This is a genomic window from Variovorax sp. UC122_21 (genome assembly GCF_044056785.1).
Classification (GTDB): domain Bacteria; phylum Pseudomonadota; class Gammaproteobacteria; order Burkholderiales; family Burkholderiaceae_C; genus Variovorax.
This window is the reverse complement of record NZ_CP172004.1, coordinates 4232844-4253864: the sequence shown is the minus strand read 5'-3', so window position 1 is coordinate 4253864 and position 21021 is coordinate 4232844. Positions and strand designations below refer to the sequence as shown.

At 70.2% G+C, this 21021-nt stretch carries 21 protein-coding genes and 3 pseudogenes; 14 read left to right on the top strand and 10 right to left on the bottom strand.

Annotation, left to right across the window (positions count from 1 at the left end):
- Window positions 1–5 precede the first annotated feature (5 nt).
- On the bottom strand, window positions 6–1121 hold the full coding sequence (locus tag ACHMXE_RS32715) for an adenosine deaminase (RefSeq protein WP_395348164.1): 1116 nt from the start codon (window positions 1119–1121) through the stop codon (window positions 6–8).
- A 76-nt stretch (window positions 1122–1197) separates the two neighbouring features.
- Between ACHMXE_RS32715 and ACHMXE_RS32710 the strand changes: the two are divergent.
- The 12 genes and pseudogenes from ACHMXE_RS32710 to ACHMXE_RS32655 all read left to right on the top strand — a co-directional run.
- Window positions 1198–1395, top strand: a pseudogene (locus ACHMXE_RS32710) (LysR family transcriptional regulator); the annotation flags it as partial.
- Between the two features lie 223 nt (window positions 1396–1618).
- Window positions 1619–1816 (top strand): annotated as a pseudogene (locus ACHMXE_RS32705) (hypothetical protein); the annotation flags it as partial.
- A gap of 121 nt (window positions 1817–1937) precedes the next feature.
- Window positions 1938–2219, top strand: a complete 282-nt coding sequence (locus ACHMXE_RS32700) for a LysR family transcriptional regulator substrate-binding protein (RefSeq protein ID WP_395348163.1) — start codon at window positions 1938–1940, stop codon at window positions 2217–2219.
- Window positions 2220–2299: 80 nt separating this feature from the next.
- Window positions 2300–2659, top strand: a complete 360-nt coding sequence (locus tag ACHMXE_RS32695) for a hypothetical protein (protein WP_203205176.1) — start codon at window positions 2300–2302, stop codon at window positions 2657–2659.
- A gap of 138 nt (window positions 2660–2797) precedes the next feature.
- Entirely contained in the window at window positions 2798–3442 is a 645-nt protein-coding gene (locus ACHMXE_RS32690) for an aspartyl/asparaginyl beta-hydroxylase domain-containing protein (RefSeq protein ID WP_395348160.1), read from the top strand.
- Between the two features lie 274 nt (window positions 3443–3716).
- A complete protein-coding gene (locus tag ACHMXE_RS32685; protein WP_395348159.1) occupies window positions 3717–4754 on the top strand; it encodes a hypothetical protein in 1038 nt (345 codons plus the stop codon).
- Window positions 4721–5239, top strand: coding sequence for a hypothetical protein (locus tag ACHMXE_RS32680; protein WP_395348157.1), 519 nt, complete (start codon window positions 4721–4723; stop codon window positions 5237–5239). Before ACHMXE_RS32685 ends, ACHMXE_RS32680 begins: the two co-directional genes overlap by 34 nt.
- On the top strand, window positions 5236–6366 hold the full coding sequence (locus ACHMXE_RS32675) for a hypothetical protein (protein ID WP_395348155.1): 1131 nt from the start codon (window positions 5236–5238) through the stop codon (window positions 6364–6366). The genes ACHMXE_RS32680 and ACHMXE_RS32675 overlap by 4 nt, the downstream gene beginning before the upstream one ends.
- 11 nt (window positions 6367–6377) lie before the next feature.
- The gene (locus tag ACHMXE_RS32670; RefSeq protein WP_395348154.1) at window positions 6378–6749 is read left to right on the top strand and encodes a capsular biosynthesis protein; all 372 of its coding nucleotides are present in this window, start codon (window positions 6378–6380) and stop codon (window positions 6747–6749) included.
- Window positions 6746–8311, top strand: coding sequence for a phosphotransferase (locus ACHMXE_RS32665; RefSeq protein ID WP_203205179.1), 1566 nt, complete (start codon window positions 6746–6748; stop codon window positions 8309–8311). Before ACHMXE_RS32670 ends, ACHMXE_RS32665 begins: the two co-directional genes overlap by 4 nt.
- A 272-nt stretch (window positions 8312–8583) precedes the next feature.
- Window positions 8584–9030 carry a hypothetical protein gene (locus tag ACHMXE_RS32660; RefSeq protein ID WP_395348153.1) on the top strand — a complete coding sequence of 149 codons (447 nt, stop codon included), beginning with the start codon at window positions 8584–8586 and terminating at the stop codon, window positions 9028–9030.
- A 70-nt stretch (window positions 9031–9100) separates the two neighbouring features.
- On the top strand, window positions 9101–10807 hold the full coding sequence (locus ACHMXE_RS32655; protein WP_395348152.1) for a Mur ligase: 1707 nt from the start codon (window positions 9101–9103) through the stop codon (window positions 10805–10807).
- Here the strand turns inward: ACHMXE_RS32655 and ACHMXE_RS32650 are convergent.
- Window positions 10711–12030, bottom strand: coding sequence for a polyhydroxyalkanoate depolymerase (locus ACHMXE_RS32650; RefSeq protein WP_395348151.1), 1320 nt, complete (start codon window positions 12028–12030; stop codon window positions 10711–10713). The two genes, ACHMXE_RS32655 and ACHMXE_RS32650, sit on opposite strands and share 97 nt — an antisense overlap.
- Window positions 12031–12161: 131 nt before the next feature.
- Between ACHMXE_RS32650 and ACHMXE_RS32645 the strand changes: the two genes are divergently transcribed.
- A complete protein-coding gene (locus tag ACHMXE_RS32645) occupies window positions 12162–12818 on the top strand; it encodes a glutathione S-transferase (RefSeq protein ID WP_395348150.1) in 657 nt (218 codons plus the stop codon).
- Here ACHMXE_RS32645 and ACHMXE_RS32640 read toward each other — a convergent pair.
- From ACHMXE_RS32640 to ACHMXE_RS32615, 6 genes are all read right to left on the bottom strand, one after another.
- Window positions 12815–13162, bottom strand: coding sequence for a DOPA 4,5-dioxygenase family protein (locus tag ACHMXE_RS32640; RefSeq protein ID WP_395348149.1), 348 nt, complete (start codon window positions 13160–13162; stop codon window positions 12815–12817). The two genes, ACHMXE_RS32645 and ACHMXE_RS32640, sit on opposite strands and share 4 nt — an antisense overlap.
- A 28-nt stretch (window positions 13163–13190) precedes the next feature.
- Window positions 13191–13829: a DUF4166 domain-containing protein gene (locus tag ACHMXE_RS32635; RefSeq protein WP_395348147.1), complete on the bottom strand. Its 639-nt coding sequence runs from the start codon at window positions 13827–13829 to the stop codon at window positions 13191–13193.
- Complete coding sequence (locus ACHMXE_RS32630; protein ID WP_395348146.1) at window positions 13826–14893, bottom strand: SRPBCC domain-containing protein; 1068 nt, start codon at window positions 14891–14893, stop codon at window positions 13826–13828. The genes ACHMXE_RS32635 and ACHMXE_RS32630 overlap by 4 nt, the downstream gene beginning before the upstream one ends.
- A gap of 37 nt (window positions 14894–14930) precedes the next feature.
- Window positions 14931–15863: an SAM-dependent methyltransferase gene (locus tag ACHMXE_RS32625; RefSeq protein WP_395348144.1), complete on the bottom strand. Its 933-nt coding sequence runs from the start codon at window positions 15861–15863 to the stop codon at window positions 14931–14933.
- Window positions 15864–15898: 35 nt separating this feature from the next.
- Window positions 15899–16330: a thiol-disulfide oxidoreductase DCC family protein gene (locus tag ACHMXE_RS32620; protein ID WP_395348143.1), complete on the bottom strand. Its 432-nt coding sequence runs from the start codon at window positions 16328–16330 to the stop codon at window positions 15899–15901.
- Window positions 16331–16391: 61 nt separating this feature from the next.
- Window positions 16392–16979 carry a GbsR/MarR family transcriptional regulator gene (locus ACHMXE_RS32615; RefSeq protein WP_395348142.1) on the bottom strand — a complete coding sequence of 196 codons (588 nt, stop codon included), beginning with the start codon at window positions 16977–16979 and terminating at the stop codon, window positions 16392–16394.
- 123 nt (window positions 16980–17102) lie between these two features.
- Here ACHMXE_RS32615 and ACHMXE_RS32610 point away from each other — a divergent pair.
- A pseudogene (locus ACHMXE_RS32610) lies at window positions 17103–18201 on the top strand (PA0069 family radical SAM protein).
- Here the strand turns inward: ACHMXE_RS32610 and ACHMXE_RS32605 are convergent.
- Together ACHMXE_RS32605 and ACHMXE_RS32600 are read right to left on the bottom strand one after the other, a co-directional pair.
- Window positions 18152–19645: an efflux transporter outer membrane subunit gene (locus ACHMXE_RS32605; RefSeq protein WP_395352906.1), complete on the bottom strand. Its 1494-nt coding sequence runs from the start codon at window positions 19643–19645 to the stop codon at window positions 18152–18154. The pseudogene ACHMXE_RS32610 and the gene ACHMXE_RS32605 overlap by 50 nt on opposite strands.
- Window positions 19646–19647: 2 nt before the next feature.
- Window positions 19648–20928, bottom strand: a complete 1281-nt coding sequence (locus ACHMXE_RS32600) for an efflux RND transporter periplasmic adaptor subunit (RefSeq protein ID WP_395348140.1) — start codon at window positions 20926–20928, stop codon at window positions 19648–19650.
- Window positions 20929–21021 lie beyond the last annotated feature (93 nt).

Genomic DNA, 21021 nt, shown 5'->3' with positions numbered 1-21021 from the left:
GGGCTTCAGGCGTGGGCTGGGGAAGAGGGCGGCGCATCGCCGAGGCGGCTGCGCAGGTGGTCGAAGGCGTCGCTCCATTGCGCGCGCCAGTCGCGGCGCTGCGTCTCGTCGATCCAGGCGCCGTCGAGGCCGTTGAGCATGAAGCCGCGCAGGTCGTCGAGGCCGAAGCCGAAGTCGCGCACCATCATCAGCCAGGCCTGCGTGGGCGTGACCTTGTGCAGGGTCGGGTCGTCGGTGTTGGGATGGATGCGCAGGCCCAGGCCCGGCATGCGGCGGATCGGATGGTCGAGCGCCCAGCGCTCGGGCGGCAGGGTGCGCAGGTAGTAGGAGTTGGTCGGAACCACGGTGAAGAGCACGCCGCGCTCGGCGCATTCGCGCGCGAACTCGGGCGCGTCGACCACGGTGTAGCCATGGTCGATGCGGTCCACGCGCAGCACGTCGAGCGCGGTGCGCACGTTGGTCCAGGGCATGCCGAACTCGCCGGCATGCGCGGTGGTGCGCAAGCCGACCTGCCGCGCGCGCGCATAGGCCTCGGTGAAGAGCTCGGGCGGCCGGTCGACCTCGCGGTAGTCGATGCCGATGCCGATCGCTTCGTCGCAGCGGTTCGCGGCCATCCACTCGACCATCTCGAGCGCGGCCGCGGGCGAGGCCTCGCGGTCGATGGCGCCGATCAGCCGGCCGTCGATGCCGAACTGCTGCTTCGCGTCGCGGATCGCGCGCACGATCGCGCCCTGCGCGAGCGCATAGGGGATGCCCGACACCTGCACCGTGCCGGTCGGGTTCCACGAGAACTCGGCATGGCGCACGTTGTGCTGCGCCGCGTCCTGCAGGTATTCGAACGTGAGCTGGTGCAGGTCGTCGGGTTTGCGCACCAGCTCGGCGTCGAGCGCGCGCAGCACGCGCAGCACGCCCACGGGCTTCTCGCCGCGCGTGTAGAAGCCCTCGATCTCGTCGGCCGCCAGCGGCGAGCCGGCGCGCAGGTTGAGCTGCTTGAAGGTCTCGTGGCGCACGGTGCCGAACAGGTGGCAGTGCAGCTCGACCTTGGGAATGGCGCGCAGCAGGGCTTCGAGGTCGAAGCCCGGGGCGGCGGAAGACGGGCTGGCGGAGGGGCTGGCGGTCATGCGGGCCAGTCTAGTGAGGGCGAGGCGATAAGGAAAATTTTGAATTTCTATAATTTGATTCGCCCGATCTATAAGCATGGCCACCTCTTCGCGCGCTCCCAAATCCCCGGCCGCACCCGAGCCGGCCGCATCCTCGCTGCCGCTGCGCGCGCTCACGCTGCGCCAGCTGCAGTGCTTCTCGGTGCTGGTCGAGGAGGCGCACTTCGGCCGCGCCGCGCGCCGGCTGGCCATCACGCAGCCCGCGCTCAGCAATGCCATCAAGCAGATCGAGAAGCTGCTGGGCGCGCAGCTGCTCACGCGCTCCACGCACCGCGTCGAGCTCACGCCGCTGGGCGCCGAGGTGCTGGCGCGCACCGACTTCCTGGTTCACACGGTCGAGGTGGCGCTGCGCGACATCGAGAGCACGGTGCGGCGCGGCCGGGCCTTCGTGCGCATCGGTGTGATCCCTTCGGCCGCCGCGCGCGTGGCCGCGGCCGCGAGCGAGTTCGCGGCGGCGCATGCCGAGCGCCTCGGCGAGGTCGAGCTGTCGTGGCGCGACGCGCCCTCGACCGCGCTGCTCGCCGAACTGCGCAGCGGCCAGCTCGACATGGCGGTGGCCGCCATCACCGAGCCGCCGGGCGGGGCTCGAATGCGTCGACCTGTTCCGCGACCCACTGGTGCTGGTGGTGCGGCGCGACCATGCGCTGGCCGCGGCCGGCGAGACCGAATGGGAGCGCATCGGCCGCGAGCGACTGGTGCTGTTCGAGAGCGGCAGCATGCCGGCGCTCGGCAATCCCGCGCGCGCCCCAGTTCGCGCAGGGGCTCGAGCCCTTGCGCGTGAGCTATTCCGAAACCCTCTATGCGCTGGTGCGCGGCGGCCAGGCGCTCGGGCTGATGCCGCGTCTGTACACGGCCTCGCTGCGCGATCCCGAACTGGTCGTGCTGGCACTGTCGAAGCCGCGCATCGAGCGCCGCGTGGTGCTGGCCTACCTGCCCGGGCCGATGCGCAACGTGGCGGCGCAGGCGCTGATCGACTTCCTGCGCGAGCGCCTGCCGCAGGCCGGCGAAAGGCCGGTGCGGCGGGTCGCGAAAGCTGCGCGTGCCCACCGAAAACCGTAGTGCTCAGCGCTCGGAATATCGTTGTAAAGGTTAACGAATTGTCTCCCGCGTGAGGTATCTGCCGCTAAGATTTCGCGGTCATGTCTCGCCCGCTCATCGCGCTCGTCCTCGCGGTCCTTCTGTGCTGTCAGGCCGTGGTGGTGTTCGCGCAGATCCTCGTCGAGGCAGGCATGCATCGCGACCTCGTGGCGCAGACGCTGTGGTCCGATGCCTCGGCCTCCCCCGATGACTATCAGCGCGGCGCGGGCACGTCCGTCTCCGCTTCGGCCGCCGCCGACGACACGGACATCGGCCACGGCATCGAGATCCTGTTCGAGGGCTACGTGCTCGAACTGATCGTGCTGCCCGTGGCGCTGCCGCGCTCCTTCGCCTTCTTCTCCTCCAAGACCTTCTTCGCGCCGCCCAAGCGGCCGCCGCGCCTTTCCTCCGTCCTTGCCTAGGTCCGGCTTCGTGCCCGGACCGCGCTGCCGCTTCGGCGTGCAGCGCCTGCGCCAGCCGTTGCGCATCGCCCGCCGCGCGCGGGCCGGCGCCACCGTTCGCGGTGGCCATCCATCCAGAGGAACCGAGGAGAGAGAGCCGTGAAGCATTCCAAGGACGTCATGTTCGCCCGGCTGGCGAACTTCAAGATCGACATCGACGCGCTGTGCGCGCATTTCCTGGACCACGTGAAGACGCTGCCATCGACGCCCTATCGCGACAACCGCGTCGACTACATCGGCTGGGCGGTGACCAGCCGCGATGGCACGCTGATCGACGGCATCCGCCGAATCAATCCCAATGCCGCCATGCCCAGCCGCGGCACGCAACCCACCGATGCCTGCTCGGGCAGCCTCGCCGAGGTGATGGACGCGCTGTCCGCGCTCGGCCTCAAGCCCTTTCGCGCGCGCATCATGCAGCTCGAGAGCGAAGGCGACGAGATGCCGCTGCACACCGACGCCGTGCGCGAGGCCTGGCGCCTGCACGTGCCGATCGTCACCAACCCCAACTGCTTCTTCGAATGGCAGCGCGCCGACGGCAGCATCGAGAGCGTTCACCTGCCGGCCGACGGTTCGGCCTGGCTGGTGCGTGTGGACGTGCACCACCGCGCCGTCAACCGCAGCAACCAGCCCTCGAGCCGGGCCCACCTGCTGATCAGCCTGGAGACGCCGCCGCCGATCGGCATGCTGACCACCCCCTGGCTGCCGGTGGTGCGCGAGGCCGAAGCCGTCGCGCTGGCGGCTTGAGCGATGTGGCGGGAAGAAGCGCCCTCCGAAGCGATCGCCACCGAGGCATGGAGCTCGGTCGCCGACATGGACGCCACGCTGGCGGCCTTCGCGCGCGCGGACCAGCATGAGCTGAGCCTGTATCGGCTGCGCCGCGCCCTCGGCGAGGGCCATGCGTTCGAGAAGGACATCGCGCTGCGCTACCACGAGGCGCTGGTGCTGTCGGGCAACGTCGCGGCGGCGCTCGAGCTGCGCGCCGGCGAGGTCTGGGCGCGCCACTTTCCCCGCCCAGGGCGTGATGGATGCGAGCGCGGTGCAGATGATCGCGGGCCAGATCGATGGCCATGCGGCACGGCTGGGCCAGGTCCTCGAGGCCTTTCCTTTCGCCTTCGCGAGTTTCCTCGCGGGCCTCAAGCGGCACCAGGGCGCGAGCTACCGCAGCCTGGCCGGCGTGGCCCGGCCGCTGTTCGAGCATCGGGAGTTTGCCGACCCGCGCGATCGCACCGCGCTGATGCTCGCGGTCGAGGGCTTCCGCGGCTATGGCGACGACCTGCGGCGCGAGATGCTGGTCGAACTCTTCCAGAGCTGCGACCACGAGACGCTGTGCCGCTTCTTCCAGAGCGTGCTGCCGGCGAACGGCGCGCTGCTGCGCGCCTTCGCGAACGATCTGCTGCAGGACGCGCAGGGCCTGCGCTGTCTGAGCGACGCGGCGATCTGCCGGCTGCTGATCCTCGGCTACGGCCTGTTCGACGAAGCGCTGTACGAACGCATCCTCGCGCAGGTGCGCGGCCTGCCGCCGGCCGAGGGCGGCAAGCAGGCGAGGCAGGCGCGCGCCAGCGCGAGGATCGCGCGCGCCTTCGAATCGGGCGCGGCGCGGTCGGACGCCACTGCGCCGGCCACCGGCGCGCCGCTGCGCATCGCCGTGTGCGTGTCGGGCCAGATGCGTGGCTACGCGGCCGCCTTCCAGACCTGGAAGCACCTGGGCCTGGACGGCCACCAGGTGAAGTACTTCGTCCATACCTGGGAGGACACCGGCTGGCGCTTTCCCGATCCGATGTCGGGCAACGGCGTGGACCGGATCTTCAAGTTCGCGCCCTTCGCCGAGGCCTACCGGCAGGCCGGCTTCCGCTACGGGCTGGCCGCGATGAAGAAGGCCTATCCGAACTCTTCGCCAGGCTCGAGGTGTCGTCGACGCTCGGCGAAGCGGACCTGCGCGCGGTGTACGGCACCGATGCGGTGGTGGCGATCGAGAACCACCGGCGGCCCGAGTTTGAGAACGATGCGAACAACCAGCTCAAGATGTTTTACAAGATCCAGGAAGCGCACCGCCTGATGCTGCAGGACGGCGGCGACTACGACCTGGTGATCCGAATCCGGCCCGACCGCGCCTTCCGCGCCGGCATGGCCGCGCCCGATTGGGCCGGCATGGCCGAGGCCTGCCGCCGCCAGCGGGTGCTGTTCTTCAACCACCTCGCCGTGACCAAGACGCTCTATGCCGGCGACCAGTTCGCGGTCGGCTCGCCCGAGGCCATGGGCTGCTATGCCAACACGCTGGGGCTGCAGACCCAGGCGATCCGCGAGAACTGGTTCGGCTTTCCGAAGCGGCTGCGTTCGCACTGTTCGCTCGCGCATGCGATGCTGTTCCAGGGCGTGCGGCGGCGGCCGCTCGAAAACATCCATGCCGTCGAGGCCGTGCCCGCCGCCGCCTATGGCCGCGGCGAGCTGCGCGCGATGCTGTCGGCCGACCTGCCCGCGGGCCCGGTCAGCGAGATGGACCGCCTGCTGTGGAACGCCCTGGCCGGCGCGGCGCCGCGGTGAGACGGGTGCGTCGCGTGCAGGCCGTGCTGGCCCTGTCGGTGCTGTGGGGCCTGTTCCTTGGCTTGCTGCCGGGCGCGGCGCGCGCGCAGGACCAGGCCGATCGCGAGCCGGGCCTGCAGCAGGGGCCCGAAGGCGCGGGCTGCCGCATCTCGAAGAACGCGCACCGGCTGGCGCTGACGCAGCGCCACGAGTTCAACGGCATCCGCGTCTTCTATGCGCTCGACGGACCGCATGCGCTCTACACCGGCGTCGACCTCAACGGCAACGGCGTGCCCGACATGGTCGAGGATGCCGCGCTGCACCTGGACACCGTGCGCCGCATCTACCTGGCCAACGGCTTTCGCGATCCGCTGCGCAGCCCTCGCTTCCGCCAGGCCGAGACCATCGACATCGACCTGCTGAACTTCGATGCCTACAGCCCCGGCGTCGCGGACAAGCGCGGGCTCGCGTTCTCGGCCGTGATCCGCTACCCCGGCAGCCGCGCGCGCGCCGACCGCTGCGCGCTCTCGATGGCGATCAACTCGGCGCTCGCGGGCAACCACGAGCGGGTGAAGGACTACCTGATCCCGCACGAGCTGTTCCACCTGTTCCAGTACGGCCACGCGATGTTCCGCGCCAGCTGGTACCTCGAGGGCATGGCGAAGTGGGCCGAGTGGGTGACGCTGGCCGAGAACCGCCGCAACGCCACCTTGTGGAGCACGCCGCTTCCGGCTACGCCCACCGAACTGCGCGCGCGCGTGTTCGCCAATCCCAATCCCTACGACGTGCGGCATTTCTGGAACCGGCTGGCCGAGCTCGCCAAGGCCGGCGAACCGCCGATGGCCATGCCCGAAGAGCTGCGCGCGCGCCGCTTCGCCGATGGCAGCCCCGTGGTGCGCGACGAGATCTGGCGCGGCCATGCGCTGATGCTACGCATCCTGCAGGCGCTGGGCGAGGAGACCGAGGCCGTCGCGCGCGAGCGCGGCCTGCCGCCGTACCAGTGGCCCGATGCCGACCAGCGCGACACGGCGCACAACCCGCGGCTCATGCGGGCGGTGCAGCGCGCGGTGGCCGCCGCCGGCCTACGCAACAACGACGAGATCGCGCGCTTCCTGGCCATCGACCCGGCCGCCGCGAACCAGAATTAGAGGAGCCCCCCTTGAAACGCCTGATCTTCGACCTGGACCACACGCTGTGCGTGGCGGAACGGAAGGACTACCCCAATGCCCGCCCGCGCGAGGACATGATCGAGCGACTGCGCAGCTACCGCGAGCAGGGCTTCGCGATCTCGATCTACACCAGCCGCAACGTCAACAGCTTCGGCGGCAACGTCGGCCGCATCAACGCCCACACGCTGCCGATCATCATCGACTGGCTGGCCCGCCACGACGTGCCCTACGACGAGATCCACGTCGGCAAGCCCTGGTGCGGCGAGGAGGGCTTCTACGTCGACGACCGCGCGATCCGACCGTCGGAGTTCCTCAAGTACAGCCGCGAGGAGATCGACCGGCTTCTGGAGCACGAGAAGTGATCGTCGTCACCTCGGCGGCCTACGTCGACTCCGAGCTGCAGTCGGAGTTCGGCCGCCTGCCGCCGGCCTTCCTGCCGGTGGCAAACCATCGGCTGTTCGTGCACCAGGCCGAGCTGCTGGCGCGGCATTTCCCGGGCGAGCCGATCTATCTCTCGCTGCCCGAGAGCCATGCCGTCTCGCACCGCGACGCGCAGGCGCTCGAAGCGCATGCGATCCAGGTGCTGCGCGTGCCCGACGGGCTCACGCTGGCCGATTCGCTGCTGTTCTCGATCAACACCATCGGCCGCTACGGCGACGGCATGCGACTGCTGCTGGGCGACACGCTGATCAGCGACCTGCCGACCGGCTGGGACTGCCTGAGCGTGGCCGAGTCGGCCGACGACTACGACTGGCAGGTGGACCACGGCACGGAGACCGCGGTGCGCGTGTGGTGCGGCTACTTCGCGTTCCAGTCGGTCAGCCGGCTCGCCAAATGCCTGGTGGCCGCGCGCGGTTCGTTCGAGCGCGCGGTCTCGGCCTACGACGAGGCCTGCTACCTGCAGCGCGTGCAGACCGCGCAGTGGTCGGACTTCGGCCACGTCAACACCTTCTACCGCTCGCGCGCGCGCATCACCACGCAGCGCGCGTTCAACGACCTCGCCATCGGCGACCGGCGCGTGCGCAAGACCGGTTGCCAGCCGCGCAAGCTCGAGGCCGAGGCACGCTGGTTCGACGCACTGCCGCCGCGGCTGCGCGTGTATGCGCCGCAGCTGCTCGACCGCGGCGCGGTCGAGGACGGGGGCGGCGGCTATGGCTACGAACTCGAGTACCTGTGCATGGCGCCGCTCAACGAGCTCTACGTGCATGGCCGCAACTCCACGGCCTTCTGGTCGCGCGTGTTCAGGCACCTGGCCGACTGGCTGGCGGCCTGCCAGACGGCCATGCCGCTGGGCGAGCGCGAGTGCCAGGCGGTGGCGCAGGACAGCCGCGGCATGCTGGGCGACAAGACGCGCGCGCGGCTCGATGCCTATGCCACGGCGAGCGGCATGAGCCTGTCGGCGCCCACGCGGCTCAACGGGCGCGCGCTGCCCTCGCTGGCCGAGATCGTCGAGCGCTGCCTCGAGACCGCGGCGCGCGTGCCGCTGGTGCCGGGCGTGATGCATGGCGACCTGTGCTTCAGCAACATCCTGTTCGACACCCGCTCGGATTGCATCAAGCTGATCGATCCGCGCGGCCTCAATTTCCGCGACGAGCCGCGGCTCGTCGGCGACCTGCGCTACGACCTCGCCAAGCTCGCGCATTCGGTGCTGGGCCTGTACGACTACATCGTGGCCGACGCCTTCGAGATCGACGACGGGACGGGGCTGGATTTCCGCCTGCGCATCCATGCCGACGAGGACGTGGCCGCGATCCAGAAGCTGTTCGCGGCGCTGCCGCTGCTCAACGGCATGACCGCGCGCCACGTGGCGCCGATCACGGTGCTGTTGTTCCTGTCGATGCTGCCGCTGCACCAGGACGCGCCGCGCCGCCAGCGCGCGATGCTGGCCAATGCGCTGCGCCTCTACGAGCAGATGGAGCACTGAGCGATGTTCGTGATTCCGATGATGGGCAAGAGCCGCCGCTTCACCGACGCCGGCTATGCGCTGCCCAAGTACCGGCTGCCGCTGCACGGGCGCACGGTGTTCTTCCACGTGGTGAAGTCCTTCGAGCGCTACTTCCAGGACGACCTGTTCCTGTTCGTGGTGCGGCGCGACCACGACGTGGTCGAGTTCCTGGTGCGCGAACTGCAGGCGCTGGGCGTCAAGTCCTTCCACATCGTCGAGCTCGACGGCGACACGCTGGGCAGGCCGACTCGGTGCATCGCGGGCTGCAGGCGCTGCGCAGCGAGGAGGCGGTCTACGTCTTCAACATCGACACCATCCGGCCCGGTTTCCGCAAGTCGGCGCTGGTCGATGGCGCCGCGGGCTACCTCGAGGTGTTCGAGGGCGAGGGCGAGCACTGGTCCTTCGTCGAACCCGGACCCGATCGCTCGGTGCTGCGCACCACCGAGAAGGAACGCATCTCCAACCTGTGCAGCGACGGCCTCTACCACTTCGCCGATGCGCGGGTCTTCGACGAGGCCTTCGAGCACCAGCAGCGCCACCAGTTGCTGACGCGCGGCGAGTACTACATCGCGCCTTGCTACAACGCGCTGATCGAGCGCGGCGCGCGCGTGGCCTACGAGCTGATCGGGCCCGAGCAGATCGTCTTCTGCGGCACGCCGCAGGAGTACGAAGCGGCGGTCGCCCGGCCCTGGGAATGACACCGGGACGAGGGACAATGCGCGCAGCCATCGCATCGCCAGCCGATGGAAGCCATGTGAGGAATCTTCGATGAGTCTGGGTGAACTGCTCGCGTGCGCGAAGCCCGCGGTGGCCGCGACGTGGGCCGAGTGCATGGAGGCGTCTGCATCCGAGGGTGCGGGCGTGCTGTTCCTGTCGGCCTGCAACGCCAAGGACCGCGCGCACGTCGTGACGGTACGCGGCAAGGCCTTCGACGAGGTCTGGCGCCGCGGCGCCCAGCTGCTGCAGGCCTGGCTGCGCAAGCAGAGCACGGCGCCGATCTGGCTGCGCGCGGACGTGGTCCACACTGTGCAGGCGATGAGCTGGAAGGGACTGCAGCAGGCGTTCTCGACCACCAAGCGCAACTACTTCCGCAGCGGCATCGCCTTCGACGCCGAGCTGTCGGTGGCCATGCTCGAGCAGGACATCGGCGCCCATGCCGTGCTCTACGACGGCAAGTTCGACGAGGCCGCGCCCAATGCGGCGAACCTCAAGCTGTTCGGCAAGCACCGCTACGGACGCGAGCTGAGCTGGCCCACCGATCCGCAGCAGCCGGTGTGGGTGTTCGACACGCGCGCCGTGTTCACCGACGGCAAGGAGGCGCACCGCATCGAGCACGAGGGCGTGGGCCGCGGCTATCGCCGGCTGCCGGCCTGGGACGCGCCGCGCGTGCGCCAGATCGTCGAGACCAGCACCGCCTACCTCGCGCGCCAGGTCAAGAGCTCGGGCGCCTACCACTACGGCTGGTTTCCCTGCTTCGACCGCGCCATTCCCACCTACAACGCGCTGCGCCATGCGAGCTCGACCTACGCGCTGATCGAGGGCTGGGAGCTGACGCGCAAGCCCGAGCACAAGGCGGCGATCGATCGCGCGCTGGGCCACCTGACCGGCGAGCTGATCCGGCCCGCCACCTTGCCCGATGGTTCGCAGGCCGCGTTCCTGGTCGACATCGAGAACGAGATCAAGCTCGGCGGCAATGCCGTGTGCCTGCTCGCGATGGTCAAATACACCGAGCTCACGGGCGAGCAGGCCTACCTGCCGCTGATGGAACGGCTCGCGCTCGGCATCCTGCACATGCAGGACCCGGCCAGCGGCCGCTTCGTGCACGTGCTCCACCATCCCGACCTGAGCGTGAAGGAGGAGAACCGCATCATCTACTACGACGGCGAGGCCGCCTTCGGGCTGATGCGGCTGTACGGCCTGACGCGCGACGAGCGCTGGCTGCGCGCGGTCGAGAAGGCCTTCGCGCATTTCATCGAGGCGCGCCACTGGGAGGCGCACGACCACTGGCTCAGCTACTGCGTCAACGAGCTCACGCTGTACCGGCCGGAAGAGCGCTACTTCCGCTTCGGGCTGGACAACGTGCGCGACCACCTCGAGTTCGTGCTCAACCGCATCACCACCTTTCCGACCTTGCTGGAGCTGATGATGGCGGCGCAGAAGATGGTGACGCGGCTGCAGGCCGACCCCGCGCATGCGCACCTGCTCGAGGGCTTCGACATCGAGAAGTTCTATCGCGCGCTCGAGCAGCGCGCGCGCTACCTGCTCACGGGGCACTTCTGGCCCGAGCTCGCGATGTTCTTCCGCAATCCGCAGCGCATCGTCGGCAGCTTCTTCATCCGCCACCACAGCTTCCGCGTGCGCATCGACGACGTGGAGCACTACCTCTCGGGGTACGTGGCGTACTGGAAATACCTGGAGGCGGGAGGGCGGCCGGCGCAGCCGGCGGCGGTGGAGGCCGCGCTGCCGCAGCCGTAGCTCGAGTGCAGCTCGGCCGCCGCGTGGATGGTCTCGCGCACGCGCGGATAGATCTGCGCGTTCCACTTGCTGCCGCTGAACACGCCGTAGTGCCCCACGCCGGCCTGCAGGTGGTGGGCCTTGAGGTAGGGCCGCACGCCGGTGCACAGGTCCTGCGCGGCCACGGTCTGGCCCACGGCGCAGATGTCGTCGCGCTCGCCCTCGACCGTGAGCAGCGCGGTGCGACGGATCGCGGCCGGGTTCACGGTGCGCTCGCCCACGGTGAGCCGGCCGCGCGGCAGGTCGTAGGTCTGGAACACGCGCTCCACGGTCTCGAGGTAGAACTCCGCGGGCAGGTCGTTGACCGCCAGGTATTCGTCGTAGAAGTTGCCGATGGTGTGGGCCTTCTCGAGCTCGCCCTCGACCAGGTGGCGGTACATGTCCTCGAACTGCTTCTTGTGGCGCTCGGGGTTCATGCTCATGAAGGCCGCGAGCTGCAGGAAGCCCGGGTACACGCGCCGCATCGCGCCCGCATGCGGCCAGGGCACGTGGCTGATGAGGTTGCGGCGGAACCAGTCGATGGGCCGGTCGGTCGCGAGGCGGTTCACCGCGGTCGGGTTGATGCGGCAGTCGACCGGTCCGGCCATCAGCGTGAGGCTGCGCGGGGTGGCGGGGTTGTCGTCCTCGGCCATGAGCGCGGTGGCGGCCAGCGCGGCCACGCAGGGCTGGCACACCGCGACCATGTGGACGCCGGGGCCGACGGCCTCGAGGAAGGCGATCAGCTGCAGCGTGTAGTCGTCGAGGCCGAAGCGGCCCTGCCACAGCGGCACGTCGCGCGCGTTGTGCCAGTCGGTCAGGTAGACGTCGTGGTCGCGCAGCAGGGTGCGCACGGTTTCGCGCAACAAGGTGGCGAAATGGCCCGACAACGGTGCGACCAGCAGCACGGGCGGGTGCGTGGGATGGTCGCCGTCCTTCCTGAAATGCAGCAGGGTGCCGAAGGGCGCGCTCAGCGCCACCTCCTCGTGCACCGCGACATCGTCGCCGTCGACCAGCACGCTCGCGATGCCGTAGGGCGGCCGGCTGTGGGTGAGCCGCATGCGCGAGAACACCTCGCACTGCGCCGCCAGCCGCCGCTGCATGGTGCGCTCGCTGCCGTCCTGCCAGAGCGCGCGCGCCATGTACTGGGAGGCGAGCCGCAGCGGGGAGAGCAGGTCGGCCTGGTTCTGGTAGACGCGGTAGAGCATGGTTGTGGTGCGTTGTCTGCGCAGAGGCAAGTTGCGGGCCAAGGCCGGGCGCACCGGGATGGAACGGGTGGCACAGGGCTTGCACGTCGCAGCCCACCGGCGGCGCTTGCCGGCACCAAGGAGCACACCCGATGGCCAAACCCGTTCTCACCATCAGCAGCAAGAACTACGGCGCCTGGTCGCTGCGCGGCTGGCTGATGTGCAGGCTGGCGGGCCTGGACTTCAGCGAGAAGATCATCCCGCCCGACGATCCGGCCATGAAGGCCGAGATGCTGCTGCTGTCGTCCTCGATGCTGGTGCCCTCGCTGCAGCATGGCTCGGTCAAGGTGTGGGACACGCTGGCGATCGGCGAGTACCTCAACGAGATCAAGCCCAAGGCCGGCCTGCTGCCCGCCGACGTGGCGGCCCGCGCCCACTGCCGCGCGATCTGCGGCGAGATGCATTCGGGCTTCGCGGCCATGCGCGGCGCGCTGCCGATGAACATCAAGGCCCGGTTCAAGAACTTCAAGGTGTGGTCGCGCGCGCAGGCCGACATCGACCGCATCGTGGCGATCTGGCGCGAATGCCTCAAGGCCTACGGCGGCCCCTACCTGTTCGGCGAGCAGCCGGGCATCGCCGACGCGATGTACGCGCCCGTGGTCACGCGCTTCCTGAGCTATGACGTGGCGCTCGACAGCGCCTGCACGGCCTACAGCAAGCGCGTGATGGAACTGCCCGCGATGAAGGAATGGGTGGCGGCGGCGAAGCAGGAGCCCGACGAGATCGACGAGCTCGACGCCGAGTTCTAGTGGCGGAACATCCGCAGGTCGAGCGCGCTCTCGTCGCCCAGCCACATCGCGTGATCGGTGTGGTCGGCGAGGTCGTTGCCGGTCAGGCCGTGCACGAACACGTCGAGGCCGTCGCGGTGGCTGTCGAGCCAGCCGATGACCGTGTCGAACTCGGCCGCGTCGAAGGCGAGCTGGCAGCTCCAGTGCGGATGCGGGCCGACCAGCCGCTCGTGCACCCGGCCCACCACCACCATCAGCTCGCGGCCCGCCTGCTCGCACAGCGCCCGGGCCTGGGCCACGGTGGCGGGGCCGAAATAGACGTGGGCGTGGTACTGCGGGTAGAGGTTCTCGGGGCGGCGCGGCATGGTGGGGCGATTGTGGCGCGGGCGCGGATCACCTGTCGCAGGGAAGGTCGTCGGGCAGGCGGAAGCTGCCGCTGTAGCGGAACACGTCGCCGAACCAGCGGTGGCGCAGCAGCATGCGCATGCTGAAGGCGTCGGGGTCGCGCGGGTCGGGCCGTTCCTCGACGTAGGCCGTGCCCATCAGCAGGCCCAGCGGCAGCGGGATGCGCAGGCGGCCCAGGCGCCAGACGTAGCCGCGGTCGCGGAACACCAGCGCGCCTTCTTCGGCGCTCACGGCCAGCCGCATGCCGATGCCGAAGCGCACGTACTCGATCACCAGCGCGCCGTCGGCCGCGTCGTGCTCCATGCGCGAGCGGAAGTGGAAGGGCGCGCGGCCCGCGAAGCGGAAGATGCGGTCCCAGTAGAGATGCGGGTCGTCGGGCCGGCAGCGGTAGTGGACCTCGATCGGCACCGCGCGCCCGGTGTGGGGCACGAGGGCGCCGAACAGCCGGCCGAAGGGCATCAGCAGCGCGGCCCAGGGCGCATGGTGGACCTCGTGCATGGTGCCGCGCACGCAGACATGGTCATTCGAATGCGGCGCCATGGTGTAGTGGCGGCGGATCGCGTCGCCCAGCCGGTCCCAGTCGGGGCCGAGCGCTTGCTGGAAGACCGGGCGAATGTCGTGGTTCATGGCTGGATCATGGTGCCAGCGGTGGCCGTGCCTTCGCTGCGTGCCTTGTAGAAGCGCAGGATGTTCTCGGACGCGTCGTCCAGCAGCAGGTGCATGACGCGGTCGGCATACCAGTTGAAGCTGGTGCTCAGCCGCCACGACACCTCCACGCGCAGCTCGGTGCCGCCATCGCGCGGCGTCAGCGTGTAGGTGGCGTCGCGCAGGTCGAAGTACTGCCCGCCGATCATTACATGGTCGTCGAGCGCGCCGGCCGGAAAGGAGTCGGGCGAGAAGCGGAAGCGCCATTGCAGCCGGCGGTTGGGTTGCCAATCGGTGATGACCTCCTCGAAGCGGACGTTCTTCTGCCATTGCACCTGGCGCACGCGGCCCTCGGGCGTGTCGACCGTGACGCCCGACACCGGCATCGGCACGCCGGCGCGGTAGGCCCAGGCGCCGTCGACCTCGGCCGGGCGGATGTCGCGCGCGGCGTTGAGCTCGTGCCACACGCGTTCGGCCGGCGCGGCGATGAAGAGCGTGCGCGAGGTGTTCGAGAAGCGGTCGGGGTTGGGCAGGTTCGGCTCGATGGCGCCGAGCACCAGCGGCAGCACCGCGAAGCCGTAGAGGGTCTGCTTCGGCCAGTGGGTGATGCGGCACACGATGCCCATGGCCAGCCCGCCGACGCTGCCCATCACCGCGAACAGCGGCACGATGAAGACGGCGCAGATCAGGCCCTCGATGAACACCACCAGCGTGCCGCCCACGAACAGCGCGGTCGCCACCCAGGGCGCCCAGAGGTAGTAGCCCCAGCTGCGCCGCTCGATGCGCTCGGCCAGGTACACCGTGACCGCGCCGCACACCGCGGGCGCGAGGTAGACGAAGGAGCCCAGCATGGCCGAATAGGCCTTGCCGGGGCCGCCGCTGAAGACCAGGCGCAGCACGAGCGCGATCGCGGCGCCGATCGCCATCGGCCAGAACCAGCCGAAGGGCATGCCGCGCACGGGCTTGTTCGCGGCCGGCTCGCCGTTCGTGGCGGGCTCGATGGGCGCCAGCTCGGACAGCCGGCTGTCTTCGGGATCGGTGTGCATGGAAGTCCTCTTCTCCTCGATGTGTTCGTTCTTGGGTTCAGCCCGCGCGCCGGGTGGCGCTGACCATGCAGTAGTCGAAGTCGCGCCAGAACAGGCCCAGCGCGAGCGCGCAGTAGCTGGCCACGATGTGCTTGCGGCGCCACGGGCTCAGGCGTCCGCGTGCCTTCCAGAGTTCGGCCAGCGTGAAGCGGGTGGCGAGCGCGGGGATGTGCAGCGCGCTCGGTGCGACGCGCCAGCGCAGCGAGCGCACCTCGATGTCCTCGAAGCCGTGTTCGCGCAGCGCGGCCGTGAACTCGTCGCGCACGGCCAGCGTGGGCACGGCCCAGCTGTCGGCCCACAGGCGGTGCAGCCAGCGCGCGAGGCGGCCGGGCTCGCGGCGCAGAAGAAAGCCGTCGACCACCACCAGCCGCGCGCCGGGCTTGAGCAGGCGCGCGGCCTCGCGCGCGAAGTCGGCCTTGGCGGTGCCCTCGGCATAGCAGGCGCTCTCGAGCGCCCAGGCGCCGTCGGCCTGCGCGGCCGGCAGGCCGGTGCGCGTGTAGTCGGCCTCGATCTGGGCCATGCGGTCGGCCACGCCGGCCCGGGCATCGAGGCGCTCGGCGATGCGGTTCTGCACCGGCACGTTGGTGACGGTCACGGCATAGAGGCGGCGGTCGTCGCCGACTAGCGTGCGCGCGGTGGCGCCGGCGCCGCAGCCCAGGTCGAGCACGCAGTGGCGGCCGTCTTCCGTCGGGCGCTCGCCGAGCCGCAGCGCGCGGCCGACCTCGCGGTTCATCTCGACCAGCATGCTTTCGCGGCGCAGCGGATTCAGGCCCGCGCGCCAGTAGCCGAAGTGCATGTTGTAGCTGGGGCTCCAGGCGCGGTAGTCGGTGGCGACCTCGGTGAAGTAGTCCTGGGTGTCGGCGCGGCTGGCCGGGGCCGGGGCATCGGCGGCCCGCGGCAGGTTGAAATCGGGCTGGAAGACGCTGGGCATGCGATGGACTCCTGGTCGGAAATGCGATGCGGATGTCAGAGTCGGCACTGGTCGTCGGCGCAGGTGCGTGAGGCCTTCGCGGCCGGCCCGGCGAGCAGGGTCACGAGCCAGCCGGGCAGGCGCTGGCGGTTGCGCGCCAGCGCGGCATAGGCGCGGTCCGCCAGCGGCGCGACCAGCGGCAGGTCGAGCAGGGCGCCGCCGTTGGGCAGGCCGACCGCCTCGCGGCAGGCGCGGATCGCGGGCACGCCGACCCGCACGCGGCCGGCGGCATCGACGGCGTGGATCGCGGTCATAAGCGCGTCGCGTGGCGCCGGGCCAGCATCGAAATCGGGCGGCGAGCAGTCGACCAGGACGAGCCGCGCGGCCGCGTCGCGCGCCTTCATCGCGCCCATTTCGGCGGTGCACAGGCGGCAGGTGGCGTCGTAGTAGACGGTCAGCGGGTAGGCGGTGGCGGTGTGTCGGGACATGGTGTTCTTTGTTCTCGATATTTCTGTCAAAACAGAAATGAATGGGCAAAAAAAGCCGGCCTCAGATCATCGGCAGGCTCGCATGGTGGGCATCGGGATCGTCCTTGCCGACGGCGGGCGCGGGCGCGTCGCCGCGCACGAACTTCTGCACGCTCGCGCCCAGCGTCAGCACCTTGTCGAGCGTGCCGGGCGACAGCCGCAGCATCTCGTCGGCCCAGGTGGCGAGCTTGGCCATCAGGTCCATGGTGGAGCGGATGCGGTCCTGCGCATCGGCCGATTCCTTCTGGAAGTCGGGGCTCGCGACGACCTCGCGCAGCATGCGGATGGTGGGATCGAACTCGCGTTCCTTGCGCTCGCGCACCACGGTGCGGAACAGCTCCCAGACGTCGACGCTGGTCTCGAAGTAGTCGCGCCGGTCGCCCAGCATGTGGGTGACGCGCACCAGGTTCCAGGCCTGCAGCTCCTTCAGGCTGTTGCTCACGTTGGAGCGCGCCACGCCCAGGGTGTCGGACAGCTCCTCGGCATGGATCGGCTTGCCGTGCACGAACAGCAGCGCATGGATCTGCGAGACGGTGCGGTTGACGCCCCACATGGAGCCCATCTCGCCCCAGTGGAGGACGAACTTGCGTTGGATGTCGGTGAGTTCCATGCGCTGGAGTCTAGGACTTCCGAAATTTCTGTCAAGAAAGAAATCAAAAAAACTGCCGAAGTCTGAGCCAAAGGTGAAATACTGTATGTTTAAACAGTGAAACGACAGCGAAGGAGTCGCGCCATGCCACCCGCCGCCCACATCCCCATCCATGCCATCAAGGGCCGCGGCGCCGCCACGCGTCTCGCGCACCGCTTCTCGAAGGACGAGCGCGATGCCTTCGACGACGGCTGGGGCACGCTCGAGGAGAACGCGGCCGAGGCCGACGAGCTCGAGCCGCTGGCCACCGAGGTGCGCTTCGAGGACGTGAAGTCGGCCCTGAACGAGAACGACTCGCCCGACATCCACTTCGACCGCTCGATCAACCCCTACCGCGGCTGCGAGCACGGCTGCATCTACTGCTTCGCGCGGCCCACGCACAGCTACCTCAACCTGTCGCCGGGGCTGGACTTCGAGACCAAGCTGATCGCCAAGCGCAACCTGGTCGAGGTTCTGCGCCGCGAACTGGGCCGCAAGAGCTACCGGCCCAGCCACCTCGCGATCGGCACCGCCACCGACTGCTACCAGCCGATCGAGCGCGAGCTGCGCATCACGCGCTCGGTAATCGAGCTGCTGTCCGAAGCCAACCATCCCTTCGGCCTGGTGACCAAGTCCAGCGCGGTCGAGCGCGACCTCGACCTGATCGCGCCGGCCGCCGCGCGCCGGCTGGCGGCCGTGTACGTGACCGTGACCACGCTCGACGGCGACCTGGCGCGCAAGCTCGAGCCGCGCGCCGCGGCGCCGCACCGTCGGCTGCGCACCATCCGCACGCTGGCCGAGGCCGGCGTGCCGGTGGGCGTGAGCGTGGCGCCGCAGATTCCGTTCGTGACGGAAGACATGGAGCAGGTGCTCGAGGCGGCCTGGGAGGCGGGCGCGCGCGAGCGCCTTCTACACGATGATCCGGCTGCCCTGGGAGGTGGCGCCGCTGTTCAAGCAGTGGCTGGCGCTGCACTACCCGCAGCGCGCCGACCGCATCATGGCGCGCATCCACGACGTGCGCGGCGGCAAGGACTACGACGCCGACTTCGCCACGCGCATGAAGGGCACGGGCCTGTGGGCCGACCTGCTGCGCCAGCGCTTCGAGAAGGCGACCGCGCGCATCGGCTTCAACCGCGAGCGCATCGCGCTCGACCTCAGCGCTTTTCGGCCACCTGGCGACCCGGGGCAGGGCAGCCTGTTCTAGCGGCGAGCGCGGCGTCCGCGTTGCCGTCGCCGCACCAGTCGCCGCCCAGCGCCTTCACGAGGAACACCGAGGTCAGCAGGCGCTGGCCCTGCAGCTGCGCGGCCTGGCGCTCAACCGTCAGCAGCGACTGCTGCGCGGTGATCACGTCGAGGTAGGTCGAGGCACCGCCCTCGTAGCGGCTGTTGGCCATGTCGAGCACGCGCCGCGCGGCCGCCACGGCCGATTGCGCCTGGGCGGTGGCGCGCTCGAGCGCCGCAAGGCCGTCGATGCCGTCCTGCACCTCCTGCATCGCGGTCAGCACCACGCGGCGGTAGTTGCCCACGTTGGCCTCGTAGCCGGCCTTCGCGAAGTCCACGCCCGCGCGCACGCGGCCGCCGTCGAACAGCACCTGCGTGGCCGACACGCCGACCGACCACAAGAGGCTGGGCGCATCGAACAGCGATTCGATCAGCCGGCTGTCGACGCCGATCGTCGGCGCGATCAGGATGCTCGGATAGAAGGCCGCCGTCGCCACGCCGATCTGCGCATTGGCCGCGGCCATCGCGCGCTCGGCCGAGGCCACGTCGGGCCGGCGCTCGAGCACGTCCGAGGGCACGCCCAGCGGCACCGCGGGCGGGCGGATCTCGCGCAGGTCGGTCGCCAGCGCGAACGAGGGCGCGGGCGTGCCGGTCAGGGTGGCGAGCGCGTGCTCGTACTGCGCGCGCTGCTTCTTGAGCACGTCGACCTGCGTCAGCGTGGTCTCGAGCAGTGCCTGCTGCTGCGCCACGTCCAGGCCCGAGACGGCGCCCAGGTCGTGCCGCGACGTCACCAGCTCGAGCGCGCGCCGCTGCAGCGCGATCGAGCGCGACAGCACGTCGAGCTCGATGTCGGTGGAGCGCAGGTTGAAATAGCTGCTCGCCACGTCGGCCGACAGCAGCAGCCGGGTGTTGGCGAGGTCGGCGGCCGACTGCTCGGCCGAGGCGGTCGCGCCTTCCACGCTGCGCTGCACGCGGCCCGCGAGATCGAGCTCGTAGCTGGCGTTGAGCGAGAGCGCGAAGTCGTTCTGCACCGTCGAGAAATTGGAGGCGTTGTAGTTGGTCAGCGGCCGGTTGGCCGAGATCTTGAGCCGCGAGGCGCGCGTGCCCAGGCCGAGCTGCGGGTACTGCGCGGCCGAGCTCGAGGCCAGCGTGGCGCGCGCCTGCGCGAGCCGCGCGCCGGCGATGGCGAGCGTGGGGCTGCCGGCCACGGCCCGGTCCTGCAGCGCGTCGAGCTGCGCGTCGCCGTAGCGCTTCCACCACGGGCCCTTGTCGGCGATGTCGTTGGGCGTGCCTTCGCGCCACGGTGCCTCGAGCTTCCAGCTCACGGGCAGCGGGGTCTCGGGCGCCTTGTAGTCGGGACCGACCGCGCAGCCCGCGGCCAGCATCACGGCGGCGATCGCGATCGCCGCGAAGGCGGGGCGGCGCATGCTCACGCGGGTTCCTTCTTCGCGGCAGCCGGTGCCGCAGGCGCCGCTCCGGGCTTGGCGCCATCGGCCGGCGCATCGGGCGCCACCGCGACCATGTCGCCATCGGCCAGTGAATCCGAGGGGTTGAGCACCATGCGGTCGGTGCCCGCGAGCCCGTCGACCACCTCGACGTTCTCGCCGTAGTTGCGGCCCAGGGTCACGGGCCGCAGGCCGACGCGGCCCTGCGCGTCGACCACCGCCACGCGCGTGCCCTCGGCACGGAACAGCAGCGCATTGGCCGGCACGGTGATGGTGCCGCTCGCGGCCAGCGGCAGCTCGACTTGCACGTAGGCGCCCGGCAGCAGCGCGCCGTCGCGGTTGGGCAGCGAGACCTCGACCTGCATCATGCGCGTGGTGGTGTCGATGGCGCCCGCGGTGCGCGCGACCTGGCCGCTGAACTTCTGGCCGCGCAGCTCGGCCTGCGTCACCACCACCGGCTGCCCGGCCTTCACGAGCTGGGCATAGGCCTGCGGCACGTTGATGTACACGCGCAGCGGATCGGTCTGCGCCAGCACGAACAGCGCGCGGCCCGCGCCGCCGCCGGCGCCGGCATCGATCAGGTCGCCGGTGTCGACGTTGCGCCGCGTGATCACGCCGGAAAACGGCGCGACCACGCGCTTGAAGCCCTCGGTCTGCTTGAGCCGCTGCACGTTGGCATCGGCGGCCGCCACGTTGGCCGTGGCCTGCGCGACGGCGCTGCGGCGCTCGTCGAGGTCCTGCTGCGAGACCACGTCCTTCTTGCGCAGGTTCTCCCAGCGCGCGGCCGTGCTCTGCGCGAGCTCGAGGCCCGAGGCCGCCTGGTTGCGCGCGGCGACGGCCTGCGACAGCTGCTGGTCGATCTCGGGCGTCTCGATCTCGGCCAGCAGCTCGCCCTTCTCGACGCGGCTGCCGATGTCCTTGGTCCAGCGCTTGAGGTAGCCGCTGGCGCGCGCCGAGATCGGCGACTGCACGTAGCCCTGCAGCGTGCCCGGCAGCGCCAGCTTCTGGCCCGCGGTGGGCGTGCGCGGCAGCGCGGTCTGCACGTATTGCTTGGCATGCTCGACCGAGCTGGCCTGCAGCTCGCGCGCGTTGGCGATGCGCACGAACACCGTGCGTGCCGCGCCGAGCGCCAGCAGCACGAGCACGATCAGCACCAGCCAGCGGGTGCGCCGCACGATCTGGCGCCGCCGCAGCAGCTCGGGGCCGTCGCCGTCTTCGCCGGCGATGGGGTGGATGGCCAATGCCGAATGGCGTTGCTCAGTCATGCGCTAGACGGCGCGGGGCCGTTTCCGTGGCGGGCCGCGCGGCCGTGGGAGGGCAGGGTGCGCGGCGGGTACAACAAGTCGAACAGGGTGTCG